The sequence below is a fragment of the Nocardia sp. JCM 34519.1 genome (assembly GCF_020361265.1).
Taxonomy (GTDB): domain Bacteria; phylum Actinomycetota; class Actinomycetes; order Mycobacteriales; family Mycobacteriaceae; genus Nocardia; species Nocardia arthritidis_A.
Genome location: NZ_JAIRBR010000014.1, coordinates 52896 through 61658, shown reverse-complemented (window position 1 = coordinate 61658; position 8763 = coordinate 52896). Strand labels below are relative to the sequence as shown.

5 protein-coding genes are annotated in these 8763 nt (G+C 66.8%); 4 read left to right on the top strand and 1 reads right to left on the bottom strand.

Annotated elements, in window-relative coordinates; genetic code table 11:
- Nucleotides 1-59: 59 nt before the first annotated feature.
- The gene (locus LGY53_RS29110) at nt 60-878 is read right to left on the bottom strand and encodes a hypothetical protein (protein ID WP_225729892.1); all 819 of its coding nucleotides are present in this window, start codon (nt 876-878) and stop codon (nt 60-62) included.
- Nucleotides 879-1146: 268 nt separating this feature from the next.
- On the opposite strand from LGY53_RS29110, the gene LGY53_RS29105 reads away from it, so the two are divergent.
- From LGY53_RS29105 to LGY53_RS29090, 4 genes are all read left to right on the top strand, one after another.
- Nucleotides 1147-1440 (top strand): hypothetical protein, encoded by a 294-nt coding sequence (locus LGY53_RS29105; protein WP_225729891.1) that lies wholly within the window; start codon nt 1147-1149, stop codon nt 1438-1440.
- Nucleotides 1441-1611: 171 nt separating this feature from the next.
- A complete protein-coding gene (locus LGY53_RS29100; protein ID WP_225729890.1) occupies nt 1612-1926 on the top strand; it encodes a WXG100 family type VII secretion target in 315 nt (104 codons plus the stop codon).
- A gap of 32 nt (nt 1927-1958) precedes the next feature.
- The gene (locus LGY53_RS29095; RefSeq protein ID WP_225729889.1) at nt 1959-2474 is read left to right on the top strand and encodes a YbaB/EbfC family nucleoid-associated protein; all 516 of its coding nucleotides are present in this window, start codon (nt 1959-1961) and stop codon (nt 2472-2474) included.
- Nucleotides 2475-2517: 43 nt separating this feature from the next.
- Complete coding sequence (locus tag LGY53_RS29090) at nt 2518-8763, top strand: nucleotidyl transferase AbiEii/AbiGii toxin family protein (protein WP_225729888.1); 6246 nt, start codon at nt 2518-2520, stop codon at nt 8761-8763.

Below are 8763 nucleotides of genomic sequence, written 5' to 3'. Positions count from 1 at the left end.
GCAGGCGCCGTCCGGCGGGAGCACCGGTCGCCGGGTTCCGCGGGACGGGCCAACAGGTTTCAGCCCCAGCGCAGACGCCCGACGATCTCCTCGGCGACATCCCTGCTCAACGCATCGACGACCCCGTTCGGCGCGCCGAACCCATCGAGCAGGCCGACCAGCCGGGCATGGACTCCGGCGACCTCCTCTGGGGCGGCGAGTTCGGCGTATGCGCGGAGGTTGCGCGGCGACAGCGAGGCCGGGGTGACGTCGGGGAGGAAGTAGCGCAGGAACGCGGCACCACCGGCCGGGAAACCGAATTCCGTTGCCAGCGGAACCATCTCGTCATAGACAGCCCGCAGGTCCACCACATCCAGCCGCAGCCCGTCGTCGAGCACGCGACCGACATCCTCGTGGTCGACGCCGTTGCGGACGAGGTCGAGGATCGTGCGTCGAGGTGTGGTCACCGGAACGCCCTCGACAACCGTGATGTCCTCCGGCGCAAGACGATCCACATGAACGATGACCGCCTGCGGTGCCGGGAACTGCTGTGGCGCCGTGAATACGGTCCGCGGCAGTGCAAGGACGCCGAGGCCGTGCAGGCCCGCGGCGGACTCGTGCGACAAGACCGCATCGTCGGTCGGCGCCTGCGGGCGTTCCCAACGGAACCGGTCGGGAGCCAGCGCAAGCCACGCCGCGAAGGGATAGGTGTATCGGCGAGCCACCGAACTGCTGGGCAGCTGGAAAACATCTGTGTCGAGTACCTGCAGCAGTTTGGCCTCGCAGAGGCGGTCTATCGCCGCGTTGTCATCGCTGAGACGGGCCACCTGGGCCCGCGTGACCAGGCCCAACTGCCGCGCCGCTGCGATCGACAACTCGTAATAGAGCCGTTCCAACATCAATCCTCCGTTCGTGGTTGCTCCCAGGCTATCCAAGCGAGTTACCTCGGCCGGCACGAACCGGGCGATTGCGCTGCTCTGCTCCGCGAGGAGATCTTGTCCGACAAGGGTTGGGGAGGAGTGGAATTCATGCGATCACTGGTACAGCCGAGCCGCTTATCCTATTACCAATTCGTCGACGAGAGCGCGGACCCAGGTCGGCGAATAAACAGCGAATTAATGCTGAGCATATGGTGCGGTCGAATAATCGGGAACGGAGAAGTAACAAGTGCGCCATAGACATCCAACGGATGACGAACTGCGGCGGGCCTTCGAGTCGGAGCTCGCGGCCGCGAGCTCCGGTCGCGGCTCGCGTTCCGGTACCGGTCTGGATCTGGAGACGCAGGCCGCGCTGACCGCGATCGCCAGGGCACATCCGGCCGTAACGGACGACCTGGTCAGCGCCGCACGCAGCGCTTTCGCCGCACAGCTCGACGGAACCAACGCCGCAGCCCGCCGGGCCGAGATCGAAAACCTCATCGCGGAACGCAACCGTCGCAACGGCTTCGACCCCGATCGCTGAACCGGTTCGGACGAATCGGGCACCGAGGTTTCGCCCTGTGTGACCCCGGTATCAGGGGCGCGAAATCGGCCGTGGCAATGTAAATTCGACGATTCGCTCAGACTTCACCTTCCGTGGCCCACCGGTCGTGAGACCATCACTTCGATGCAAACGGATTAGGGGTGGATCGGAATGGCGGAGAAACTCGAAGTGACGACGCACGAATTGCGTGGCGTCGCCGATGATCTGGACGAGGTCGCCGGGCGTGTGCAGGGGGTACTGGACACGCTGGCGCAGGCGCGCGACGCCCACTGGGGCGCGTGGGGCGACGACGACTTCGGTAAGAATTTTTCCGGCGGTAAGGGCTACATCGCGTCGGATACCAATCTCGACTCCGCCGTCGGCTCGAAAGTCCAACTCCTGCAGTCCTATTCGGGTGGCCTGCGCGACGGTGCGGACGCGCTGGACAAGCAGGAGTCGGATAACACCGACGGCTTCCAGGCCTGAAACCCAAGGCGCTACAGGGAGGAGTCGCTCTGATGGCGAACGAGATGGCCAAGGCGCGTCTGGCCGAATTGATGGAATCGGTGCAGGCGGGGATACAGGAGATCCAGCGCATGCAGCGGGAGCAGGTCAAGCTCACCGCGTCGGCAAGCGCCGCGGGTAAGCGGGTGACCGTGGTGGTGAACGCCAACGGGGACGTCATCGAGACCAAATTCTCTTCCGACATAGGGGATTTGACGCACGCGGAGATCGCGCGGGCATTCACCGAGGCGGCGCAGGAGGCCGCCGCGCAGGTGCGGACCAGGACCAAGGAGATGGTCGCCGAGGTCACGCGCAAGAACGCGCGCGTGCCGCGTCTGTCCGACTTCATCGATGGCATGCCGGACGTGCGTGACATGCTGCCCGAACCGCCGGAACCGTCGCTGGAGCCGCCGGGGCGGCAGGGTTCGGCGTTCGCCGACGATATGAGCGTCACCATGGAATTCGCCAATGTCGAGGAGTGGGAACACGATTCGGCCAACCGGTCCGATGTGCGGGACTCGGGTTGGTGATGCGTTTGCGGACAGGTGACCGGGAAAGTCCGGCGGTCGGCTGATGGCCGGGGTCGACGATCTGCTCGACTCGCTTCCGGGGTGGCTCATTCGGGCGCTGAACTTCGGCCAGTCCTACCCCGTCGGTGACGAGCGGGCCCTTTTCGCGCTCGGCGACGCCTGGAAGCAGGCGGGCCAGGATCTGCGCGCGCTGGAACCGGATATCAAGCGCGTCACCGATCAGACCCTGAAGTTCTACACCGGTGAGGGCGCGACCCAGGCACATCAGGAATTCGCGAAGCTCTTCAACGGCAAGGCGTCGGTGGAGGAAAACGCGAAGGGGCTGGAGGAGCTCGGCGACTACACCAGGAACGGTGGCACCGAACTCGAATACACCAAGATCATGGATGTCGGATTCGCCGCCATCACCCTCTACACCGTGATCGCGTTGCTCGCGGATTTGCCGTGGGGCGAGGCGCTGGTGCCCGAGGCGCTGGCCGCCGGTCGCGAGGCGGTGGAGGTGGCGGCCGAGCAGGGGCTGAAGCGGCTGGCCGCGAAGGCGGGCGAGGTCGGGCTGAAGAACCTGCTCAAGCCCTACCTCAAGCAGATCGGGATCGCCGGTTTGAAGGAGGCGGTCAAAGGCGCCGCGCTGGACACCGGAATTCAGCTCTATCAGATCGGGGCGGGACACCGCGACCACGGTTTCGACGTCGGGCAGACCTTGAAGACCGGGCTGGAGTGGGGTGCGGGCGCCGCGGTCGGTGCCGGATTCGGTATGGGCGCGGGCGCGCTCGGCGGCAAACTCGGACTCGGGCCGCGGCTCAACGGTCTGGTCAGCGGGGTTGTCGGCGGCGCGGCGGGCGGCCTCGGCATGTACGGTGCCGATGTCGCATGGCAGGTCGGCGGCCAGTTGGCGCACGGCTATTTCGATCCGAGCAAGGTGGACTTCACCTTTCACCCCGAAACGCTGACGCCGGGCCTGGTGCTCGGCGCCGCGCACGGGTTGAAGGGCGGCGTCGAGATGGCCGCCCGCCAGGACCAACTGCGGGCGCTCGCCGAGCCCCCGAGCACCGCCCCGCGCCCCGACGCTCCGGCACCCGATGTGGCGGAACGGAATCCGGTGTCCGCGCCGGACCATGTGCAGGCGGACAGCACCGGACAACATCACGACTCCCCGACGACCCAACCCACCGCCACCCACCCGGATGTCAACGGCAAGAACGCGCTCACCGCAACCGATGCCCCGGGCCACCAAGCCGCCTCGAACGGGCACGGCGATCAAGCGGTGCCGAGCGAACGCACCACCGCGGTCCCGGCAGCTCATGCGGAAACCGGTGCGCGCGTTGCAGATTCGGGCCAGACGTCGGCCGACTCCGGAAAACCGGCCGAGCCCGTGAAACCGGTCGCGGGTGACCGGGCCATCACATCCGCTTCGAGCGAGGTCGGCAAGCAGGCGACTCCGGTGGACCGCATCGTCAAACCGGTTGCGCCCGAACGTAATACCCAGGCCGCCGACCGTCCGGCAACCGAACGCCCGGCCGCGCGCGCCGGCGTCAGCGGTTCCGACACCGGGAACCGCGCCGCGAACCTCGCCGCCGGGCAGAAGGACCGTCCCGTCCCGGCAGCGCACGCAGCGGCCGAGGCCGATGTCGCCGCACACTCCGAATTGCGCGCCGTAATACCGAGTTCCCGCGCCGCCGAGCCGACCCTGCACGTCGCCGAGGCGGATCCGGCCGGAAACCTCGTCGCCAAGGATCGCGCCACTCCCGCCGAGGAACGCGCCATCCTCTCGAACGGTCGTGACACCGAATCCGCTTCGCGCGGTATCGATCCCGGACAGCATCGGCAACCCGGCCAACCCGACTACATACCGCACCGCCGTACCGGCGACCCCGGGCAAAGCCACGGTGATCCGGGCCGCCGCGGCTCGGAAACAGGCCGCCGGACCGATCCGGCCGCCCGCGACACCGAACGGGGTCGCCGAGCCGGAATGCCCCACGAGCGCGAACCCGAACTGGTCGGCGCCGCCCGCGAATCGAGCCACGGCACCGCGAGCAATGTCGGCGAGTTCCGTGGCGACGCGCGCCCCGAGACCGCGGCCCATCTCACGCCCGCGGAGGTGCGCCGGGAGATCGCGGACAACGAATCGCTGATCATGCCGGGCCGCTGCACCTGGGATCCGGAGCAGCAGGCCTTCCGGATGCGGGTGAACGGGCGCGATATCACCGTCGCGGTGCGGGTCGCCGATGCGGCACTGCCGCACGAGGTCGCCCGATTCTCCGGCGCGGGAACCGAATTCCAGATCGAGATCTCCCCGCGCGCCAGGACCGAGGATGTGGCGCGTGCGTTGGCGCACGAGCTGGCCGAGATCAAGCTCGCGGAGGATCCGCGGGTGCGCACCGACGCGTTCAGCGAGCGCCCCAACGAGATGTCGTCGCACCTGGGCGGGCGCTTCGCCGAGGCGAAGGTGCTAGAGGCGCATATCGAGCGGGCCAGGACCGATCCCGCCCGTGCGGACGAATTGCCAAGGCTGAGACGGGATCTCGCGGATCTGATGGACCGGATCGGCCTGAAACACGAGCCCGAATACGCCGACCGCTGGCGGCTGTTGCGCGGGCACGATCCCGAGCTCGCGGCCAAGCTGGAGCACGTCTTCGACCGCGACGGGCCGCCGGGCTCCGAACATCAGCACGGCGAAATTCCGCAGCAGACCGGCGAATTCGGAGTGGAAACCCGCACGGACACCGGAATCGACTTCCGTTCGGCCATGAACTTCCGCAACGAGGTGCTCGATGCCGCGCGCGCCGAGACCGCGGGCACCGAACACAGTGCCTATGACGAGGTCCAGCAGTTCGCCCTGCACCGGGCGCTGGCGCGGCTCTTCGAGCAGAACCCGCGCGATTGGGTGCTCAAGGGTGGTCAGGGGATGCTGTCGCGCATCAAAGGCGCGCGGGTGTCCGTGGATATCGATATGGTCCGGCTCGGCAGCGCCGAGAAGCTCGGGTACCACGATCCGGAGCTCGCCCAGGCGGAGCGCGCGGCGCGGGAGGCCCAACTGCAGGACGAGATGATCGCCGATTACCGCTCCGCGCTGGAACTCGACCGAGGCGACAACCTCCGGTTCGTCTTCGAGGCGAAGGAGTACATGAAGGGCGGCGGTTTGCGCATCTTCCACCGCGTCTTCGTCGGCGATATCGAGGTGATGAAGCTCGGGGCCGATTTGAACCCGGAGCGCGAGATTCCGATGCACGCCGATCCGGAAACGGTGCCGTTCCCGGAACAACTCCTGCGCACCGGCGCGATGGGGCCGGAGCCGGATATGCGGGTGCTCTCCGTCGCGGATACGTTGGCGCACAAGGTCGCTGGGATGCACACCATGGGCTTCAAATCCGAAGACGCGAAGTGTCTGGACTGCGTTCAGGCCCCGGAACGCGAGGGGCTCTGGATGTGCCAGAAGGCGGGCAGCACGCTGCCGTACCGCCCCCAGGACATGGCCGATGTGCTGCTGCTTGCCCTGCATCATCCATTCGACGGCGCCCAGACGAAGGCGATGCTGGAAGCCGAATTCGCATTCCGCAGGGGTAATGGTGACGAGCTCGCGCCGACCGATCAGGGTTTCGAGCTGCCCAATCCGGATTGGTCGACCTGGTTCGAGAACAATCTCGGCACCATCGATGCTCTGCCGTACCGGACGCTGCACGAGGCCATGCCGCTGGCACACGCCTTCCTCGATCCGCTGCTGCGCCCCGGTGAATTCCACGATCAATGGGATCCGCAGCAGCGCCGCTGGATCGGCGAGCACGAGCAACCCGGCGAAACACACACACCCGCAAGCGAATCCATGGCCGAACAGGCGCCGCGGGAGCAGCCGGAGGCGCCCAGGGATGTGCGCAGGATAGTGGGTACCGGCGACGGCCCGCCGTCCACCTTCTTCGCCGACGCGGAGAATATGGCGCACTGGGACACCCTGGCCGGTGGCAAAGAAGTGTCAGGAAGCCTGGACTCGATCCTGGACAACCTGGCAGCTAACCGCGGGCTCGCGGTCGGCGACAAGGTGAAACTCCTGTACCAGAACCTGCTGAACAAGGTCGGCTACGAGCCGGAACCGGTCACCGGTCTCGACGACAAGCATCTTCGGTTCTACAGCCACCAGAGCGGTGAGGAATACATCCACACGCTGGCGCTGGCCGCGGAGCCGAGCACCACCGTCGAGGTCGCCTATATCTCGCCCCGCAACTACGATTCGATGCTCGGCGAGGGGTATCTGGCGCATATCGCCTACACCGGCGAGCTGCCCGAGGGTATGACGCTCGAACAGGCCAATGTCGTGGCCTATGCGCGGTGGTTGCGCGGTGAATCCGTGCACGACATACCGCATCACGAGATGGTGCGGGAACTGTTGGATATCCACGCGAAACCGCTGAAGGCGGCGCTGGCGATCCGAGACCGGCTAATCGAGCGCGGTATCGATCCGAGTCGTATTCGCTTGGTGCACACCGATTCCCGCGATCACTTCTACACCAGCTCCCGGTGGCAGCGGGCGCATATGTTCACGCTGACCCACATCCGCGAGCATCCCGTCGAAACCAGGCAACTGCTCGTCGAGGCGCTGAAGGGTCCCGGCGAGGCGGGCGAGCGACGTGCCGCACACGCGGAATCGATGCTGCGGGAAGTGCTTTCGACGCATGAGAACGAGGAGAGCGGGCCGAAGAAGTACACCCTGCTCTGGATCCGCGACTCGCGCCCCGGCGGCATGCACGGTCCGCACCTGGACACCAGGCCCGAGGTCATCCGGCAAATGATCGAGATGTTCCGCGAGCGCCAGCCCGACCGGCAGATCATGCTGGTCGGCGACGACCTGTTCGCCGGATGGTCCGGTCTGCGCGAAATGTGGGAGCGGGCAGGCGTTCTCGACGGTGTCGACACGCACACCCTGGTCGAGTTCTGGAAGCGCAACGGCATGGACCGCGCCGAACAGGGTCTGTTCTTCCAACGGTTCGGCACCGAACGCGATATCGCGCAAGTCGGCATGGAGAGCGGGGCCATGGAGACGCCGACGGTTCTCGGCGTGCCGACGGTCTACAACTCCGCGCTGGAATACGAGGGCACCAAGGCCAACCGCTGGCTGCACTACTCGCAGAGGTGGCAGTTCGGCGCGGAACGGCCGGTCACCGACGAGCACGGCAACCAGCTGTACGACGAGCGAACCGGATTGCCGCTCACCGAATTCCGGCCACACGGCGACAGCCTCGATCCGCCGCTGGGCACCATCGAACGGAATACGTTCGGCCCCGATCTGCCCGATCCGACGAATCGGCTGGGCAAACCCGTCGCGGTATTCCATTCGTCGAAGGTGGCGGTCACGGCCGACCGGATCGCCCGCCTGCTGGAGACCGGTGAACTCGACCGCTGGCCGGATCGGCTCGGCCGTTCCGCGGAGCTGAAGGGCGCGGACTGGGGCGAGCCATGGGGCCGAGGCGACTGGCAGACCAGCGGGCATTATGCCGATCAGCTGAACCGGTGGTTGAACACCGAGGTGCACACCCCCGAGGGGGCCGCCAAGAAGTGGGATGCCATCCGGCTCGCGTTGCAGGGCGTCGTCGAGCCGGGATATTCGCGGGACGCCACGGATTTCGGTAAGGGCGTCACCCATCCGTTCTTCGGTATGCACACCGACCACGAGGCGCCAGCTCATCTGGTGAATCGGCTGGCCGAGGCGTACGCGGCCGAACCGGCGGCGCGTCCGGCGGCGGTCGCGGGCGCATTGCGTGAACTGCTCGAATCGGCGGATGTGCGCGGGCAGAGCCTGCGCGATATGTCGGTGTTCCGGCTGGAACCCGAGGAGTTGGACAAACTGCACGCGGCATTCGATCGGGTGGTCTCGCGCAACAAGATTCACCAGATTGCGCCCTATGACGCCCCGCCGGGCGGTACGGCATGGGATGCGCCGGGCGCGTCGACGCACTCGAGATTCCCGCCGCTGGATCGGCTGGAGATCACCGAACAACGGATGAACTACATCCTGAACGGCGATGGCATCGGCCGTGGCGGCGGACATCGCTTCGGCACCGGCGTGCCGAGGAAGACCGAATTCCCGCAGCGTTGGGACGACGAGACGATCCGGCGCTACGTGCTGGAGATCGCCGCCGCGCCGGACCGCGCGCTCTATCAGGCCAACGGCAAATGGAATCTGATCGGATGGCGCGATGATGTGCAGGTGAGCGTGATTCTCTCGCCCAACGGCCAGGTCCAATCGACCTGGCCGGAACAGGGCAGAGGGGTGCACCGGAACCCACCGGCGGATTCATGA